17 protein-coding genes and 2 pseudogenes are annotated in these 16153 nt (G+C 61.8%); 14 read left to right on the forward strand and 5 right to left on the reverse strand.

All coding sequences use genetic code 11. The annotated features are described in order from the left end of the window. The first annotated feature begins 193 nt into the window (after window positions 1–193). Window positions 194–2678: pseudogene (locus L0A91_RS05545) on the forward strand (DNA topoisomerase (ATP-hydrolyzing) subunit A). Here L0A91_RS05545 and L0A91_RS05550 read toward each other — a convergent pair. The 3 genes from L0A91_RS05550 to L0A91_RS05555 all read right to left on the reverse strand — a co-directional run bounded on the left by L0A91_RS05550 (window position 2641) and on the right by L0A91_RS05555 (window position 4529). Beyond that, entirely contained in the window at window positions 2641–3501 is an 861-nt protein-coding gene (locus L0A91_RS05550; protein ID WP_260115307.1) for a YihY/virulence factor BrkB family protein, read from the reverse strand. The pseudogene L0A91_RS05545 and the gene L0A91_RS05550 overlap by 38 nt on opposite strands. Further along, on the reverse strand, window positions 3498–3752 hold the full coding sequence (locus L0A91_RS17305) for a YhjD/YihY/BrkB family envelope integrity protein (protein ID WP_260115308.1): 255 nt from the start codon (window positions 3750–3752) through the stop codon (window positions 3498–3500). Before L0A91_RS17305 ends, L0A91_RS05550 begins: the two co-directional genes overlap by 4 nt. 102 nt (window positions 3753–3854) lie before the next feature. Further along, entirely contained in the window at window positions 3855–4529 is a 675-nt protein-coding gene (locus L0A91_RS05555; protein ID WP_235246160.1) for a cation transporter, read from the reverse strand. A gap of 458 nt (window positions 4530–4987) precedes the next feature. Between L0A91_RS05555 and L0A91_RS05560 the strand changes: the two genes are divergently transcribed. The 11 genes and pseudogenes from L0A91_RS05560 to L0A91_RS05595 all read left to right on the forward strand — a co-directional run bounded on the left by L0A91_RS05560 (window position 4988) and on the right by L0A91_RS05595 (window position 13609). Further along, window positions 4988–5368 (forward strand): hypothetical protein, encoded by a 381-nt coding sequence (locus tag L0A91_RS05560; RefSeq protein WP_235246161.1) that lies wholly within the window; start codon window positions 4988–4990, stop codon window positions 5366–5368. After that, the gene (locus tag L0A91_RS17310) at window positions 5280–6623 is read left to right on the forward strand and encodes an exodeoxyribonuclease V subunit gamma (protein ID WP_311198035.1); all 1344 of its coding nucleotides are present in this window, start codon (window positions 5280–5282) and stop codon (window positions 6621–6623) included. Before L0A91_RS05560 ends, L0A91_RS17310 begins: the two co-directional genes overlap by 89 nt. Continuing rightward, complete coding sequence (locus L0A91_RS18475) at window positions 6608–7012, forward strand: hypothetical protein (protein ID WP_311198036.1); 405 nt, start codon at window positions 6608–6610, stop codon at window positions 7010–7012. The genes L0A91_RS17310 and L0A91_RS18475 overlap by 16 nt, the downstream gene beginning before the upstream one ends. Before the next feature lie 187 nt (window positions 7013–7199). Further along, window positions 7200–7979: pseudogene (locus L0A91_RS18480) on the forward strand (hypothetical protein). Further along, window positions 7924–8070 (forward strand): hypothetical protein, encoded by a 147-nt coding sequence (locus tag L0A91_RS05570; protein ID WP_235246701.1) that lies wholly within the window; start codon window positions 7924–7926, stop codon window positions 8068–8070. The pseudogene L0A91_RS18480 and the gene L0A91_RS05570 overlap by 56 nt, the downstream one beginning before the upstream one ends. Then, window positions 8064–8357 carry a hypothetical protein gene (locus L0A91_RS05575; protein WP_235246162.1) on the forward strand — a complete coding sequence of 98 codons (294 nt, stop codon included), beginning with the start codon at window positions 8064–8066 and terminating at the stop codon, window positions 8355–8357. Before L0A91_RS05570 ends, L0A91_RS05575 begins: the two co-directional genes overlap by 7 nt. After that, a complete protein-coding gene (locus L0A91_RS05580) occupies window positions 8354–9514 on the forward strand; it encodes a UvrD-helicase domain-containing protein (protein WP_235246163.1) in 1161 nt (386 codons plus the stop codon). Before L0A91_RS05575 ends, L0A91_RS05580 begins: the two co-directional genes overlap by 4 nt. Window positions 9515–9674: 160 nt before the next feature. Beyond that, entirely contained in the window at window positions 9675–10760 is a 1086-nt protein-coding gene (locus L0A91_RS05585; protein ID WP_235246164.1) for a 3'-5' exonuclease, read from the forward strand. Beyond that, window positions 10721–12583 (forward strand): AAA family ATPase, encoded by a 1863-nt coding sequence (locus tag L0A91_RS05590; protein WP_260115309.1) that lies wholly within the window; start codon window positions 10721–10723, stop codon window positions 12581–12583. Before L0A91_RS05585 ends, L0A91_RS05590 begins: the two co-directional genes overlap by 40 nt. Beyond that, window positions 12570–13238, forward strand: a complete 669-nt coding sequence (locus L0A91_RS17320; protein ID WP_260115310.1) for an AAA family ATPase — start codon at window positions 12570–12572, stop codon at window positions 13236–13238. Before L0A91_RS05590 ends, L0A91_RS17320 begins: the two co-directional genes overlap by 14 nt. Beyond that, window positions 13232–13609 carry an ATP-binding domain-containing protein gene (locus tag L0A91_RS05595; protein WP_235246165.1) on the forward strand — a complete coding sequence of 126 codons (378 nt, stop codon included), beginning with the start codon at window positions 13232–13234 and terminating at the stop codon, window positions 13607–13609. The genes L0A91_RS17320 and L0A91_RS05595 overlap by 7 nt, the downstream gene beginning before the upstream one ends. A 31-nt stretch (window positions 13610–13640) precedes the next feature. Here L0A91_RS05595 and L0A91_RS05600 read toward each other — a convergent pair whose 3' ends face one another. After that, window positions 13641–13877 (reverse strand): DUF3592 domain-containing protein, encoded by a 237-nt coding sequence (locus L0A91_RS05600; RefSeq protein ID WP_235246166.1) that lies wholly within the window; start codon window positions 13875–13877, stop codon window positions 13641–13643. Between the two features lie 241 nt (window positions 13878–14118). On the opposite strand from L0A91_RS05600, the gene L0A91_RS05605 reads away from it, so the two are divergent. Together L0A91_RS05605 and L0A91_RS05610 are read left to right on the forward strand one after the other, a co-directional pair. Beyond that, entirely contained in the window at window positions 14119–14289 is a 171-nt protein-coding gene (locus tag L0A91_RS05605; RefSeq protein ID WP_235246167.1) for a LysR family transcriptional regulator, read from the forward strand. 11 nt (window positions 14290–14300) lie between these two features. Next, window positions 14301–15041 carry a LysR family transcriptional regulator substrate-binding protein gene (locus L0A91_RS05610; protein WP_235246168.1) on the forward strand — a complete coding sequence of 247 codons (741 nt, stop codon included), beginning with the start codon at window positions 14301–14303 and terminating at the stop codon, window positions 15039–15041. Window positions 15042–15096: 55 nt separating this feature from the next. Here L0A91_RS05610 and speB read toward each other — a convergent pair whose 3' ends face one another. Then, on the reverse strand, window positions 15097–16152 hold the full coding sequence (speB, locus tag L0A91_RS05615; RefSeq protein WP_235246169.1) for an agmatinase: 1056 nt from the start codon (window positions 16150–16152) through the stop codon (window positions 15097–15099). Between the last annotated feature and the right edge of the window lies 1 nt (window position 16153).

Genomic DNA, 16153 nt, shown 5'->3' on the forward strand with positions numbered 1-16153 from the left:
CGTATTCATCCTGCCCCCTTTCGTTGCGCGCTAACCAAGATCACCTTAAGTGCGAATACCCCCACTGCCTAGCGTCCCGGCGGGCGAAATGCCATTGACTGCCCACGCGCACGTTGAGGCGGTGCACCACCTTCGGCCCAGCACGGCATACGATCACAATGTTCCACCCCCCTGACCCAGGAGCTCATCAAGCATGGCCCGTCGCTCACGTCCCGCCGCCGAGGACCTCGCCGATGTCACCGAAAAAATCGTGGACATTGACGTCGACAACGAGATGCAGGGCGCCTTTTTGAGTACGCCTACTCGGTGATTTACTCCGGGCCCTGCCTGACGCCCGCGATGGTCTCAAGCCGGTCCAGCGACGCATCCTCTTCGGTATGTCGGAGTTGGGCCTGCGCCCGGAGCGCGCCCATGTGAAGTGCTCGCGTGTCGTCGGTGAAGTCATGGGTAAGTACCACCCACACGGGGATGGGGCTATCTATGACGCCATGGTCCGAATGGCCCAGCCGTTCACGATGCGCCTCGCCCTCGTTGACGGACACGGAAACTTCGGCTCCCTCGACGATGGTCCCGCAGCCTCGCGATACACCGAGGCCCGGATGGCGTCCTCGGCGCTGCTGATGACGGCCACTTTGGATGAAGAGACCGTCGATTTCGTCCCCAACTACGACGACCAACTCTTCCAGCCAGATGTGTTGCCCGCTGCCTATCCCAATCTCTTAGTCAATGGAGCTTCCGGCATCGCCGTGGGCATGGCCACGAACATGGCGCCACACAACCTGGTCGAGGTCATCAGTGCCGCTCGCCACCTGATCAAGAAGCCATCAGCCACTCTGGATGACCTGATGCGCTTTATCCCCGGGCCGGACCTGCCCAGTGGCGGCACCATTGTTGGCCTCGAAGGAATCCGAGACGCGTATGAGGGCGGGCGTGGCTCGTTCAAAACGCGAGCCAAAGCACGCATTGAAAATGTCACCGCTCGACGCAAAGGCATCGTCGTCACCGAGTTGCCCTACCTCGTTGGTCCCGAAAAGGTGATCGAGAAGGTCAAGCAACTGGTGCAAACCAAGAAGTTGCAGGGCATCGCCAACATCAACGACCTCACCGACCGCGCTCAAGGCATGAACCTGGTCATTGAGATCAAAAATGGCTTCAACCCCGAAGCGGTGTTGGAGCAGCTATACAAAATGACGCCGATGGAAGAGTCCTTCGGCATCAACAACGTCGCGCTGGTTCAGGGTGAGCCCCGGACGCTGGGACTACGGGAACTGCTCACGGTGTATGTCGAGTTCCGCACTGACGTCGTCCGTCGCCGCACCACCTATCGGCTGCGGCGCAAGGAGGAGCGACTGCACCTTGTTGAGGGCCTGCTCATCGCCATTCTCGATATCGACGAAGTCATCCAACTGATCCGCGGCAGCGACGACGCCGCTGAGGCACGCACCAAGTTGATGAGCGTCTTTGACCTCTCCGAGACGCAAGCCGGCTACATCCTGGATCTGCAACTGCGCCGACTGACGAAGTTTTCTCGCATCGAGTTGGAGACTGAGCGCGACGCCTTGCTGGCCGCCATCGCTGAGTTGCGGGCACTGCTTGAAGACGAAACCTTGTTGCTCAACCTCGTCTCCGACGAGTTGGCCGCGGTGGCCAAAGAACATGGCACTCCCCGTCGCACCGTATTGCTGGAGTCGAGTGGTTCAGCCACCAGCAAGTCCGCAGCCACTCCCTCGAAGTCGCCGACGACCCGTGCTGGATCCTGATGTCTGCGACCGGGCTGCTGGCTCGGACAAACCATGGCGAGTCCTGGGGGCTGACGAATCTCGTCATCAGCATGACGTCATCACATCCGCAGTCCGCTCAACTGCTCGCGGAGATGTCGGGCTTTTGACCTCAGCCGGCCGCATCATCCGGCTGTCGGCTCTTGAGTTGCCGACCCTGCCGCCGACCAATGGCTCGCCTAGCCTCTCTGGTGGCGCGCCGCTTGCGGCCTTTGTCGACTTGGCCGGGGGCGAAGAGCCGTTGTCGCTGTGCTCGCTGACTGAGTACGGCCCTGGGCTGGCCGTCGCCACCCGCCAGGGCGTCATCAAGCGGGTGAACCCGGACTATCCGGGCAACCGCGATGACTTCGAGGTCATCAGCCTCAAGGATGGCGACCAGGTCGTTGGGGCAATCGAATTAGATAGCGGCCGCGAGGATTTCATTTTTGTCACCAGCGACGCGCAACTCTTGAGGTTCAGTGCCGGGTTGGTGCGACCGCAGGGCGCAGCGGTTCCGGGGTCGCCGGGATCAAACTCGGGGCGGGCGCCCACGTCATCGGCTTCTCCGCGGTCGATAGTGACCAGGAGAATGTGGTCGTGACGGTCGCCAACGGTCCGGGAGCCCTACCAGGCACTGACCACGGCAGCGTCAAAGTGGCCCCGCTCGTCGAATATCCCACCAAGGGCCGCGCTACCGGTGGCGTGCGCTGTCACCGGTTCTTGCAGGGCGAAGATGCGCTGACTGTGGGCTGGGTTGGCCCCACTCCCCCAAAGGCCAGCGATGATTTGGGCAGTCCGGTTGCACTGCCTGGCGCCGCCGGCCGACGTGATGGGTCTGGAGTGCCGGCCGCCGCAACGATCGCCGCTGTGAGCGCAACCCCCATTACGGCCAGGTCGGCCAGCGATTCAGAGGCTCAGTAGCCGAACTAGACGAGTTTTCGGTTGGTGCTGAAGACTGCGGCATACTGCTCTGCTGCCAGTCCACACCGTCGCCCTTGTAGAGAGCGGCGAGCCGCTTGGATTCGGCTTCAACTCTGGCCTTGGCTGCCTCGGCTCGAGCGCCTCGCATTTCGCTGCCTGGCTCAAAAGTGACGGTGACTTGCTCGGATTGTTTGAACCGTGTTGCCGACGCCACTTGGCGGTATGCCGCCCGGTCGGCTGGGGTCAAACCCGAATCCTCGGTGAACGGTGCCAAGAGACCGCGTGGATAAAAGCGCTTCACTCGCACAACGTTCAACTCCACCGAGAAGACCAAGATGCAGGCTGCCGCAAAGAGCCATCCCATGAGGCCCAGCACAAAGGCGAAAACGCCATAGGTGTCGGAGGTGGTCCGCGCGATCTGTCCAACGTATGAGGTGCCAATGCTCTGCAACCACTGCCAACCCAGCGCTGCCACGAGGGCCCCTGGCAAAACCTGACTGAATTGCAGGTCACGCACAGTGGAGATGCGCATACCCATGGTGAAGACGATGGTGTTGACAGTGATGGTCCCCAGGGTGATGAACACAATGGTCCACTGCCCCAACTCAATGTTGAAACTGTCAGCGCTGCTCACCACACCCGAGACAATGGTGCTTCCCAACAGCGCGACAACCGCTAGGCCCACCAGTCCGGCGCTGCGCACCCGCGCCAAGACTGGATTAGGACGGGCATACCGGGCGATGCCCCACGCGAGGTCCATGGCGTGCCCCGTGGCTTGCGAGGCTCGCAGTGAACCCCAGATCGCAATGGCACCACCAATCAATGCCGCGATGCCATTGCCTTCAAGGCCCTGGGGGTGGCAATTTCGCTGCCGATGACCGGGATCTGGCGAGCCGCCGAGTCCAAAATGGCCTCTTGGAGGGCTGGCTGATTGGTCAAAAGAAAACCCAAGACCGAGGACAACAGCAAGAGCAGGGGGAAAAGCGACAGAAAGCCGTAGTAGGTAATCAAGGCCGCGAGGTAGATGCCTTGGTCATCAACAAATTTGTAGATGACCGCAATCGGGTAGCCCAAAGTGGGTGTCGCTGTTGGAACGCATCGATCCGATCAAGCACGGCAACTCCTTCTCAGCCTCAACTCCTACGACTGTAGGGCAGGAACTGCCTTATCAGCGGCTCATTTTCCCTCTGCCGGTGTGCGCGTGGTCACTTCGATGCCGGCCCAGACGTCGAAGCCCAACGACTGCAGGGCCGCAGTCAACTCTTCGCGGTAGTCGTCCACATCGGACACATCCCATGCGCCGGGCAGCACCATTGCATCGACATCAACAGAGAGGCGCGGGCCCAATTTAGTGGACCGAACGTGCGTGACAGTGAGCTCACGGTCGGCGCTCACTTGCGCCACTGCAGCGTCAATGGCAGCCACCACATCACGGGGTGCCTTAGCTTCCAGCAGTTCGGCCAACGAGCCAGAGATCATCCGCCACGGGACAGGAATGAGCACGATGCACGACAGCAGCACCAGACTCGGGTCCACATAATCGATGATGTTCGTGTAGTCGAGTTGAATAGCGACCAGACCAGCCAGGGCGCCGATAGCGATGACGGCGCTGAGCACCGCGCCCGAGTGCCAGTGCATGACTTCGGCTTTGGCCAGGTCTGAGCGGGGTGCCACTCGGCCGATGCGCCAGGCGATAGCCAGGCTGACCAGCGCCGCCACGACGCCATAGGCGACGATGTTGCCGGTGTTGATCGGGGTTCCGCCGTCCAAGATAACCAAGACCGCATCGACGGCCGCGTAGGCCAAAACGCCAGCAAGGGCTGCGCCTTGCACGACAATCGCCATCGGCATGAGTGCGGATCGGCCAAGGGATAGCGATCCGTTGGCCCGTGGGCGACGACGCGGCTCACCCTCATCGACATGGCCGTCAGCAGCAATCCCAGCGCCGTGTAAACGCCATCAAAAATGATGACGCGCGACTCGGAGAGGAAGCCCCACAAAATGGCACCAATGGCGAACGCCAACGTGACGGCACCAGATTCGAGCAGCGCTCGACGCTCACCGTGGTTGGCTGGCTTTTGCTGAGTTTGTTGTGGCAAGGATCCTGTTTCGGAAGGTTGCGACGAAACTGGTGCATCTTGCTGACCGCGACTGGCGGGCATGATTAGTGAACTCCTGAATGCGGGCCCTCGTACCGGGGTCTCGGTGGCGTGCCAACTTGCTCGCTGCCCCATATTAGCCAGCAATCTTGAAGGTTGGCTGTGCACTTTCGCAGGCGGTTCTGGCCGACCAAAGTTAGAGTGCAACGCGTGGCCCTGACCTTGCATAGAGCACCCGACACGTCCCTGCTCGCCGAAGAGTTGGGCAACGTGCTGGCCATACCGCTGGCAGATCCTTTGAGCAGGACGTCGTGGTGGTGCCAGCCCGTGGCATCGAACGCTGGCTCACCCAGCGGCTCTCGCACAAACTCGAGTCGGCCCGCGCGGCGGGGACGGAGGACTGCCGGAGTCCGTTTCATCACGCCGCACTCACTGATCAGCCTGTTGCTGGATCGCACGCACAGCGACCCGTGGTCAGCCGACCATTTATCTTGGCCGGTGCTTGCCGCTATCGAGGACAACCTCGACCAAGAGTGGCCCAGCCGATCGCCGACCACCTTGGCGTGGGCAAGGATGGCTCAACCCAACTAAGCGGGCGACGCTTTCGCTGGCCCGCCGCCTCGCCACCCTCTTTTCCTCGTATGCCGTTCAGCGGCCCGAAATGTTGCGCGCCTGGAGCGCCGAAGAGGCCACCGACGGGTATGCCCCACTCGCGGCCGACCTTGAATGGCAGCCCTACCTTTGGCGCGAAGTGACAGCCCGGGTGTCGGAGCCTGCTCCAGATCAGCAATTGGCCACGACCCTTGAGCGGCTACGCAGCAATGACACCGGCCATCTCAATCTGCCGGACCGACTATCGCTCTTTGGCCACACTCGCCTGGCTCGCAGTGAACTAGCACTGCTGGAGGCGCTGGGACAGCACCGCGATATTCACCTATGGCTACCGCAGACATCAACAACGTTGTGGGACAAATTGGCCCCCCTGGTGGCTGATGGGGTAGTCTACAGGACCGCCGATGACACAGCTTCACATGCCTCAAACCCGATACTTTCTGCCTTTGGTCGCGATACACGCGAGTTGCAACGCAGCCTGGCCGGTATCGAATACCTCGATTCACCGGTGGACGTACCGGCACCAGCGCCACAGAGCATGCTGAGCTGGCTACAGGCCGACATCCGGGCAGATCGTGAAGCCACCCGGGCTGAGGTTGCCGATCGCGATGTGTCTGCGCAGGACCGTTCGGTGCAGGTGCACTCGTGCCACGGCCCGGCCCGCCAAGTCGAGGTGCTCCGCGACGTGCTGGCTGGATTGTTGGAAGACGACCCCACGTTGGAGCCCCGCGACATTCTGGTGATGTGCCCCCGCGTTGATGACTATGCCCCGCTGATTCAGGCACAGTTCGGCATGCTGGACGTCCCCGGCGCAGCCCGGAAGGGACACCCTGCCCACCAATTTCGGGTGCGACTGGCTGACCGCGGCGCACGGCATACCAACCCGTTGTTGTCTTTTGTCATCGAACTGCTGAGCCTGGCCGACTCACGGGTCACCGCCAGCCAGGTCAAAAGCCTGATGGCAGCGCCGCCCGTGCAGGCACGGTTTTCGTTCGACGAAGACTCCGTGACCTGGCAGGTCAGTGGATTGAGGCTGCCAGCATTGAGTGGGGACTTGATGCCGACCACCTGGACAAGTTCTCGCTCAAGAACTACGACCAGAACAGTTGGGAACGTGGCCTGGAGCGGATCATCACCGGCATCCCGATGGACGCTGTCCACGGTGGACACCTGCCTTCGATCTCGCCGTTGGAGTGGATGGGCAGCGGCGACATCGACTTGGTCGGTCGGTTAGCTGAGTTCATGACCCGCCTGCGGCACGCCGTGCACCGCCTGGCTCAATCGCGCACGGCCGGAGAGTGGAGCGCCGAATTGCGGCACCAGGTCCAGGCGCTGACTCAAACTCCAGCAGACCTCATATGGCAACAAACACAGCTAGACCGCGAATTGGAACGCCTCAGCGAGCGCAGCGATCCAGACATCACCTTGAGCCTCGCCGAGGTGCGTTCTGCGTTGATCGACCGTCTGGGCGGCCGCCCAACACGCGCTAATTTCCGCACCGGGACATTGACGGTATGCAGTCTGGTGCCGATGCGCTCAGTCCCCCACCGGGTCGTCGTCTTGCTTGGCATGGACGATCAATCTTTCCTCGCCAGACTCTCGTCGATGGCGACGATGCCCTAGGCCGAAACCCGTTAACCGGAGAGCGAGATTCTCGCTCCGAGGATCGCCAGTTGATGTTGGACGCGGTGATGGCAGCCCGAGACACTTGGTGGTCACCTACACCGGGGCCAACGAGCACAGTGGGGCCGAGCAACCGCCGGCAGTGCCGGTTGGTGAGTTGATTGATGCGACGCACACCACCGTGCCCATGGGGCACACGATCGTGATCTCACACCCGCTGCATCCCTTTGACCGGCGCAATGTTGAGCCCGGTGCCCTGATCGCTAGCGAAGACCGGCCCTTCACCTTCGATCGAGCCGCCGTCGCCGGAGCGAATCGCGCGAACCTGCTCATCGATAAACCACAAGCGCCACGGGACCAACGGCTCCCCGCCCTACCTCCAGCATCGGTCGACCTCAATGACCTCATCAAGATGTTGATCAACCCCTTCGCGCACTACCGAGGTAACCGGCTGGGGCTAGCCGATCCGCCCGGCCCCGAAGAATCCGAGCACGACAGCATCCCCATTGAGTTAGACGGGCTCAAGAAATGGGAAGTCGCTGACCGGCTATTGGCCAACTTGCTGAGCGGACAAGGCGAGGCGGAAGCCGGAGAGATCGAGAGGCTCCGCGGCACCTTGCCGCCACACGCACTCGGCAATAGGGTCCTCGACGAGGTGGGGCCCACTGTAGTTGCGCTCGCTGCAGGGGCTCGTCAGGTGCTGGATGGCGAGCGCCGCTGGGCCGAGATCAATATCGATCTGGGTGACGGGCGCCGGCTTGAGGAACCGTGCCCGGTGCCGGTCCGCTCGAGAGTGTTCACCTCGTGCACCAGCGGCTGAGTCCAGACGACTTACTCGCGCATCAGTGCGAAGCATCGGATAGCGGCTTGGGTTCGCCTGCTGGCTCTGTGCGCCGGTCACCCTCGCAGACTTGGTCGAGCATCGTTTTTGGACGCCGGTCAAGCGCCCGGCGGCTCTGACCTATAGCGGCATTAGCCCCGAGGCAGCCCTGGCCGAGCTCCATGCCCTTGTCGATCTGCACGACCGGGGTTTGTGGAACCGCTACCGGCAATGGTGAACACCAGTTATGCGTACTTCGACGCGACGCGGAACAATCCACAAAACGATCTGGCGGGGCGCTACGGCATCGGGGACCACTGGATGGGCTCCAAGTACATGTCCGGTGACCGGGAAGACTCAGCCGTGGTGGCGCTCTGGGGCCAACATGCCAGTTTGGACAGACTGCTCGAGCCAGCCCGGGACGATGAATCATGGACCCGCAGCCACCAAACCCGCATCGGAGCGTTGAGCATGCGAATTTGGCAATCAACCGAAATGGGTAACGAACAGTGGAGCAATCTGTGACCGCTAGGACGGGGCCTACAGCCAGCCAATCCGACGTGGCAACGTTCTCAATCAGCGATCCGCTGCCCCACGGCACAACGCTGTTGGAGGCAAGCGCCGGCACCGGCAAGACGTGGACCATTGCGGCTTTGGTGACTCGTTGGGTGGCGGACGGTGAGGCCACCCTGCCGGAAATGCTCATTGTCACCTTTGGTCGGGCCGCCAGCGCTGAGTTGCGCACCCGAGTCCGCGAGCAGTTGCTTGAGGCTCATCAAGCCTTGGGGTCAGAGCCCAAGGCCGGGGACAACGAACTCATCTCGCTGTTGAAGTCAGGCTCAGCCGCCGAGATTGCCGTACGCCGTCGGCGGCTCAAGAGTGCCCTGTCTGACTTCGACTCTTCGACCATCGCCACTATCCATCAGTTTTGCCAGTTGGTGTTGCGCAATCTGGGCGTGGCCGGTGACACGGATCCATCAGCTGAGTTGGTCCAGGACCTCGATGACCTTCTGACCGAGGTCGTTGACGACATTTATTTGCGCGGATTCGTCAACGACGACCGGCCACCCGCTTTCGAATACCACGAGGCGCTGGCCATTGCGAGAGCAGTCACCGGGGATCCCGATGCTCGAATCTTGCCCGAGGGTGCCGCGGAGTTCAGCGCCGCTGCTCGCCGCGTCAAGTTCGCTGAAGTGGTGCGCAAAGAGTTTGACGCGCGTAAGCGGCAACGTGGCGTTCTGCACTACAACGACCTACTCACCCAACTTGCCGATGCGCTTGAGCACGCCAACTCGTTGGCCAGACAAAGGATGCGCGAGCGTTGGAAGATCGTCTTGGTCGATGAGTTTCAGGACACTGATCCCATCCAATGGAAGGTCTTCAGCCGAGCTTTCTCCGGGCACGGTTCGATGGTCCTCATCGGTGATCCGAAGCAGGCGATCTATGGCTTCCGAGGTGGCGACGTCACGACATACCTGGAGGCCGCCCAAACTGCTGATCGACGCATGACCCTGGGCACCAACTTTCGCTCGGACCAACCGCTAGTGCAGGGCTCCAGCACATCCTCGGTGGTGCCGCCCTCGGTGATCCCGCCATCGTGGTGCGCCCTGTCGCCGCCCAGCACCAAGGTAAGCGCCTCGACGGTGCACCCAACAATGCTGCAGTGCGACTTCGTGTCTTAAGCAGTCCGCCCGCTCAAGGCAGCGGCAAGCCGAAGGCACTCAGCATCAAGGCCGCGCGATCGACCATTGCCGAAGACCTTGCAAGCGATATCGCTGGGTTGCTTAATTCCGGCACCACCTTCGATGGGCGGGCTATTACCCCCAAGACATTGGTGTGCTGGTGCGAACGAACAAGGAGTTTGAGGCCATTGGAAAGGCCCTGGCTGACCTGAACATTCCTTCGGTGATCGCGTCCGCGGCCAACGTTTTGCTGACGGCTGCGGCTACGGAGTGGCTAACAGTCCTCACTGCGTTGGCCAGCCCACATCGTGGATCGCTGGCTCGATCAGCTGCCCTCACGAGTTTGATGGGCAACGATGCGCTCACGCTTGATGCTCGTATTCAAGCCGACCCCCGCCGGCTCGACGACGAGTTGAGCGGTGAATTGCAGATGCTCGCGACTCTTGTCGGGGAGCGCGGCGTTGCCGCCCTGCTGGAGTATTCACTCATCAATGGGCTCACTGACCGGGTGGTGACTCGCCCGGACGGTGAGCGCCACCTCACTGATCTACGCCAGGTTGGCGAAATGCTCCACCACGTCAGTCATCGGGAACAGTTGACGCCCGCTGGCCTGGCCACTTGGCTCGCTGAGCACATGGGCAACGACGTGTTGGCCTCGGGAGCCCGCGTGCGTCGACTAGAGAGCGACGACGCAGCAGTTCAGATGGCTAGTCTGCATGCCAGCAAAGGTCTTCAGTGGCCGGTCGTGTATCTCCCGTCGCTAGCTGATCGCTACATTTCTGATGAGAAGCTGCCGCGCTTCCACAGCGAGCCAGAACATCAGCGGAGCCTGTATGTCGGAGGGAAGGACGGGCCTGGCTTCAGTGATGCTCACGTGCAGTATGCAGCCGAAGATGCTGGCGAATCTCTGCGATTACTCTATGTCGGCTTTACCAGGGCCCAGAGTCAGGTAGTGGCGTGGTGGGCACCAACGGGCCAGAACACACGTCCAGCCCCATTACACCGGGTGCTCTTTGGCCGCGCTCGGGACACCTCCCACATACCCGACAAAACAGCCCTTCCCAGTGACCGCGATGCTTGGCAAAACTCGAAGCCCTCGCAGCGGGTGGCGACATCAGCGTGGAACATGCTGAGCCTGCCCACGCTCCTGCGCGTCAACTCACCCGCTCGGTTGTTCCGGCCAGCGCACGCTCTTTCGCCCGGGCGTTGGACACCCAGTGGCGCCGCACCTCATACAGCGCCCTGAGTGCCCCCGCCGATGCTGGGCCGGGAGTGGGCACCGAGGCAGAAGTCGCGCCAGACGATGACGGTCTGTTGCCAGACGATCAGGGCGCAGATGCGGTGCCTAGCGATGTTCCGCCTCGTGACGAACTCCCTGGCCCGTGGATCCCCGGCAGTGAAGTCGCGTCACCGATGGCCGGTTTGCCGGTAGGTGCCACCTTTGGCTCTCTCGTGCACGCAGTCCTTGAACACACGGACCCAGCAAGCCCGGACCGGCATCAGGCTTTGCTTGACTCCATTGAGGCTCAAGCCCACTTTTGGCCAGCGGGCCTGGCACCAGAGCAATACGACGAACTGGCTGACGCTCTCGAAGCCGTATATGACTCTCCGCTCGGGCCGCTTGCTGGCAACGTTTCGTTGGGCAGTATTACTGTGGCCGACCGGCTCGCGGAGTTGGACTTTGAGTTTCCGTTGGCTGGTGGCGACTCACCATCGGCGCACAACGGTGACCTTCTCTTGAGCGACCTGGCACCCATCCTGGAGGAGCACCTCGCAGAAGGTGACCCCGTCCGAGAATGGGCGCGCACGTTGCGTGGAGCCCCGTGGGGGGCCCAGCCACTGCGCGGGTACCTCACCGGTTCGATTGACGTGGTGCTGCGGGTTGGTGAGACCTACCTGGTGGTCGACTACAAGACCAACTGGCTCGGGCCATTCGATGAGCCGTTGACAGCAAGCGCCTACGACCCAAGCGCCCTTGCGGCGGCCATGGGGCACTCGAGTTATCCCTTGCAGGCCATCTTGTATGCGGTGGTAGCCCACCGGTTCCTCCGCGGGCGCCTGCGCGACTACGAGCCTGATCGCCACTTGGGCGGTGTGCTGTATCTCTACCTACGAGGGATGTGGCCCAGGGACTCCAGTCATCGACGGGCATCCCTGTGGAGTGTTCTCTTGGTCGCCACCGTCCGCGATGGTGTTAGCCATTTCCGACCTCTTGGACGGGGCCCAGCCATGAGTATTTCCCCGACTAATCCCATCGATCAGCTGAGTGAGTTCGATGCCCGGCGCGCGAGGGATGCAACAGGCGTCTTGGCCGAGCTCAACGCTGCTGGTGTTCTGCACGCCGGAGATGTCCATCTTGCGCAGACCCTCGCTAAATCAACGGAACCCAGCCCGGCGCGGCCCATGGAGCAACGCGAGTTGGTCGAGTTAGCGATCGCGCTCACCGCGCGAGGCCTGCGCGAAGGCTCAATCTGCGTTGATCTCGAGGTCGAGGTCGAGGCACTGGCGGAATCACACCCGATTGGCTGGCCCGACTCCCAAGAATGGCTCAAGGTGTTGCAGTCGGACGAGGTCACCAGAGCCGGTGCCCTCGTGATTGACGACGGTCTCGTTTATCTTCAGCGCTTCCACCATCAAGAAGTCAGCCTGGCCGAATCTCTGGCACATCGGGCCGCACTGCCGCCGTTGCCTTTCGACGCTGAAGCTCTCGGCGAGGCCGCTGCTTGGGTGTTTCCACCCGATGCCAGCTATGACGCCCAGCGAAATGCAGCCCTCACAGCGGTCGCCGCACGCACCAGCGTCCTCACTGGTGGGCCGGGGACAGGTAAAACGACCGCCATCGCTGGCCTGCTCGCCCTCTTGTGGATCAACGCCCAAGCTTCGCCCAGCGACACCGGCGCAGCAACAAAGCCCACGCCACGGCGACTCCGGATTGCCCTGGCCGCACCGACTGCCAAGGCCGCCCTTCGCTTGAAGAGGCCATTCACGCCGAGGTCGCTGGAATCATTGAGCGCGCCCGTCAACACGCTCCAAACTTGGTGGAAGTCACCCAAAAGTGGAGTCCGTTGAAGCGAGCACTTTGCACCGTTTGCTGGGCTCAAGCGCCTCCTACCGCGCACCAAACTTTCACCGCGACCGCCGGGTGCCCTATGACGTGATCATTGTTGATGAAGCCTCGATGATGCCGTTGTCCTTGGCGGCTCAATTGGTGGCGGCAACGGCTGACGATACGAGATTGCTGATTGTCGGCGACCCAGACCAGCTGGTGTCGGTAGAAGCTGGAGCCGTGCTATCTGACCTGGTCAAAGGCCTCGCTACGGGCCAGGCTGGTATCCCTGTCACCACGCTGAATAGAACGCATCGCTTCGACTCACAGATCGGCGACCTAGCGGGGGCAGTCAAGCGGGGCGATGCGGCGCAGGCGATCGACCTTCTGGAACGCCCGACCGGTGAACGCATCACCTTCCTGAAGACCGAAACAGACGACCCGCCCGCTGTGCTGCGCCGATCTCTGACTCAACATGCGGTCCGCTTGCATCGAGCCGCAGCAGATTCAGAGCCCGCACGCGCCCTTGAGATCTTGAACGAACACCGACTCTTGTGTGCTCACCGTGAAGGGCCGGCCGGAGTGGCCGCCTGGAATCGCCAGATTGAACGCTGGCTCGCTGAGCACACGGGCCAACCGCTCTGGGAAGCAATTATGTCGGCCGCCCGATCATGGTGACTAAGAACGACCACGGCCTCGGGCTCTATAACGGCGACACTGGGGTGCTGTTCCTTGATGGCGACGACGTGCAGGCAGCCTTCCCAGCCGATGGCAACTCCCCGGAGCCGCGAATCGTCTCGCTCAGCCAACTGTCGGCGTTTGAGACTGTGCACGCCAGCACCATTCACAAGGCTCAGGGTAGTCAGGCCCAGGTCGTGACGGTCATCCTCCCTGCCAAGGACTCTGCGTTGTTGACCCGCGAGCTTGTCTACACTGCGATGACCAGAGCCCAATCGCAGCTCAATGTTGTCGGCACTCCTGAGGTATTTGCCGCCGGTGTCCAACGGCAGGTGCGTCGGGCAAGTGGGCTAGCCGCGCGATTGGGCTAGCTCTCGTCTTCCTTGCGCAGAAGTTGATGGGTCACCAGCGCGACCATCGCCAGACCAAAAAGATCGGAAGAACATACTCGATTTGTAGGCCCGAGGAAGGCTCGTAGACGTATAGCTCACGCTCGGGCATCGGGAGAATATCGGACGGGTCATCCGGCAGGTAGGCCACGGTGACTTTGGCCCCCACGTCGTAGCCCGCTGGGTCAGCCGTGCGCCCGTCATTAAACTCCGCCTCGACAACCTGACCCTCGTTGGTCGTGAACGTCACCGAATAGAGCCAAGTTTCGTAGGACGAAACAGGACGAGCGGTGAGGGAACCGGGCCGGTAGTTGGTGACTTCTTCGGTGCTGACGTCCCCGATTTCAGCCCACGAAAAACCACTGCGACTACCCCTTCACGACTTGTGGAGTAGTCAGATTTTCACCCACTGAAGACAGCACCAAATTATGCTTCGCCAAATCACTGGCTAGAGTCCACTACAGGGTCATTTCCAAGGATGGAGCAAGCACGTGGAGTTGCGCACGGTTAGGTATTTTGTGGCGGTCGCAGACGCTGGCTCGGTCTCTGCCGCCACAAAGTTGGTGCACATCACGCAGCCATCACTGTCCCGACAACTGCATCAGTTGGAGAGCGAGCTGGGCTGCAACTCTTTGCTAGCCGGGACGGTCGACTGCAGCTGACCGCCGCGGGCTTGCGCTTTCTCCCCACTGCACGAAACCTGGTGGCCGCAGCAGACAACGCCAAGAACGCAGCCGAAGCGATCCGCAAGGGTCCCCTGGACACCATTCACATAGCCGCACCAACGGTCACCCTGACGGATGTTCTTGCTCCGTTTATCGCTGGTCTAGGCCCAGGCGACCCAGTGCCCACGGTTTCGGCACTAGACCCGAATCAGGGGTGTGACGCCCTTGAGCAAGGCGCCGACTTGGTGTTGACCACCGTTGTTCCCCCTCAGCGCTTCAGTCACCAGTGGGTCGCCACGCTGCCAATTCTCGCCTACGTCCCCGCGGCGCACGCCCTGGCTGCAAAGGAGTATGTCTGTGTCTCGGAGTTGGTGGCACACCACCTCTTGCTCTCCCCCACCGGCACCTACACCCGGACAGCCCTCGACGCCGTTGTGACCGCGCAAGGCGTGGAATACTCCAGCATTCGGGAGTTCACCTCCAGCCAAATTGCCCAAGCTGTTGCGGCTGCTGGTCACGGTGTCGCCGTCGTCTCCGATGACTCACGGTTCGAGCTAGTCGGGGTGCCCATTTCGGTGCCAGCAACCGCCAATGAGACACAACGAAGCACCCTGGCTATTGACCTCTTTGCCGCCTGGCAACCCGAGCACCACGCCGCGGCGGCCCTGGAGCGCCTAGTCACAACCTTGGGTGGATACGTCGTGCACCTTTACGGAGCAAACATGCTCCCAGTTCCAGCAGCTGAATGACAAACGGGGTCGGTCCAGGCGTGAAAGCCTTGACCGACCCCATCACTCAGCCGTACTAGTGGCTGTGCCCGTGAATCTCGCCAACCGGGATGGGCGCCTCACGCTCATCAAGCAACGGTAGACCGGGGTCCCACGTCGTCCCGTCGCGCTCATCCTTGCGTCGCCGAGCAATGGCCGAGAGCGCCTCCAGCACGACACGGTTGCCCAGTGCTGCAGTGATGTCTGCGTGGTCATACGGCGGGCTGACCTCAACAATGTCGATGCCGCAGACCGGCAACTCCAGGCAAATGCGCCGCACCGAGTCGAGCAATTCTCGCGAGGACAGCCCGCCTGGCTCTGGTGTGCCAGTGCCCGGAGCAGCGCCGGGGTCAACCACATCAATGTCGACCGAGAGATAAACGCCTTCGCACTCATCGACCGCGATCGAAAAGGCCTCGGTGAGACAGTTCTGCAACCCCTTGTGACCAATCTCGGTCATCTCAAAGCTGCGCATCTTTTCACCAGCCATCCACGACAGCGTCTCCGGCTCGGGCCAATAGCCGCGCAGGCCAACCTGCAGGAAGCGGTCACCGCGCACCGCACCTGATTCGATCAGTCGGCGCATCGGCTGACCGTGACCCCACAAGGAGCCAAACTCCATGTCTCCAGTGTCCGCGTGGGCGTCGAAGTGGATCATCGACACCTTGCCCAGGCCGAGGACGTTGGCACAGCCCTTGGCATCTGGATAGGCGATCGAGTGGTCGCCACCCAACGTGACCGGAATTGCTCCCGCCCGCGAGACGATCTCGACGGCATCTTCCAACGCCTTGAGCGACGTCATGATGTCGCCGTTGAACATCTCTACGTCACCAGCGTCATACACCTTGAGGTCTTTAAGCCCGTCAGTGCGCAACGCCAACGATGGGCGAGACCCATCGTGCGGCAAATAGTCCGTCATTCGAATCGCCTGAGGGCCAAACCTGGCCCCCGAGCGATACGAGGCACCTGCATCAAACGGCGCACCCAAGATGACGACATCCGCGTCGGCAAACGTGCTGGGATCAGTCAGGTCGCAGCGTTCAACGCCCAAGAAAGTAATGTCCGGGCCGAACATGGGGCCGTAACGAGCCATC

This window comes from Ornithinimicrobium sp. INDO-MA30-4, from assembly GCF_021535045.1.
Classification (GTDB): Bacteria; Actinomycetota; Actinomycetes; order Actinomycetales; family Dermatophilaceae; genus Ornithinicoccus.